Raw genomic sequence first — 1,253 nt, forward strand, 5'->3', positions numbered from 1 at the left:
CTCGGGCCTGACCCGAGGGTTCTTTGTTTTTGGGTGTATGGAAACGCCCTCGGGTCGATCCGGGGATGGCGCGGTTCAGTTATCTAGTCCCGCTCGGCCAGAACCTTCCGGAAAAACACCACCCGCTGGGTTTCCTCGAAGCCCAGCGCGCGATGCATGTCGAGGCTGGCGAAATTGTCCGGGGCCGCGTCGGAGGCGAATTCGATGCAGCCCTGTTCGCGTCCCCAGGCCTCGACGGCGGCCACCAGGGCCCGCGCCACGCCCTGGCCCCGGGCCTCCGGCATCACGAAAATCCCTTCGAGAAACGCCACCGGCGAGGTCTTGCAGCCATTGACATAATCGCGTCGCAGGGCCGCCTCGGCAAAGCCCAGCGCCTTTCCTTCCGCGTCCCGCGCGATGAGATTGATCGTCTCCCCCGCATCCTGCAGCAAGTCCGCGACATCGGCGGCATGCGCCGTTTCCCCGCCTTTCGGCCAGAGCGCGGTGCGCATGGCGGTCCAGTCCGCCGCGTCCGCCGCCGTCGCAGGAGCAATGTTCACTGGCTTGCCCAGATGATCCGCGCCACCCATTCCACCTCCACCAGATCCAGGATGCGCGGCTCATAGGCCGGGTTCAGCGAATGCAACTCGATCTGCCTGGCGCTCTGCCGGGCCAGGATCTTGGCCATGACCTCCCCGTCGCGCGTCTTGACCACCACCCGGTCGCCGCGCCGCACCTGTTCAGTGGGCGAGACCACGATACGGTCGCCCTCGCGATAGAGCGGCTCCATGCTGTCCCCGGTCACTTCCAGCGCATAGATGCCATTGTCCTGGGGGGTGGGCAATTCCACCTCGTCCCAGCCCTGGCCGACCGGAAAGCCCGCGCTGTCGAAAAAGCCGCCCGCGCCTGCCTGGGCCAGGCCCAGCAGCGGCACGGTGCGCTGGCTGGGTTCGGCAAAGCCTCCCGCCTGGAGGAAAGCGCCGGTGCCCGCCAGGAACGTATCGAAGCTCTCGCCCGTGGCGTCGAGGACCTTGGCGATGCTTTCCGTGGAGGGCCAGCGCTCGCGCCCGTCCTTGCTCACCCGCTTGGAGATGTTGAAGGCGGTGGCGTCCAGGCCCGCCAGCCGGGCCAGCGCCGATACCGAATGGCCATGCCGGCGCGCCAATGCGTCGATGCCATCCCATATGGCCCTGTGTGAAAGCATTTTGCGACCGTGGCGAGGAAAGTTGTCTTGTGTCCGGAATTCAGTCCTAACGTATTCTCCACGGTCCACC

At 66.3% G+C, this 1,253-nt stretch carries 2 protein-coding genes; both read right to left on the bottom strand.

The window, feature by feature from the left end; genetic code table 11:
- Positions 1-83: 83 nt before the first annotated feature.
- Positions 84-569, bottom strand: coding sequence for an aminoglycoside 6'-N-acetyltransferase (gene aac(6'), locus A3840_RS16770; protein WP_067459569.1), 486 nt, complete (start codon positions 567-569; stop codon positions 84-86).
- Positions 536-1,183 (bottom strand): S24 family peptidase, encoded by a 648-nt coding sequence (locus A3840_RS16775; protein WP_067459571.1) that lies wholly within the window; start codon positions 1,181-1,183, stop codon positions 536-538. Before A3840_RS16775 ends, aac(6') begins: the two co-directional genes overlap by 34 nt.
- Positions 1,184-1,253 lie beyond the last annotated feature (70 nt).

The organism is Devosia elaeis (genome assembly GCF_001650025.1).
Lineage (GTDB): Bacteria > Pseudomonadota > Alphaproteobacteria > Rhizobiales > Devosiaceae > Devosia > Devosia elaeis.

Excerpts from the sequence above, each read along its gene's own strand:
- A3840_RS16775 (WP_067459571.1), bottom strand. The coding sequence starts at position 1,183 with ATGCTTTCACACAGGGCCATATGGGATGGCATCGACGCATTGGCGCGC.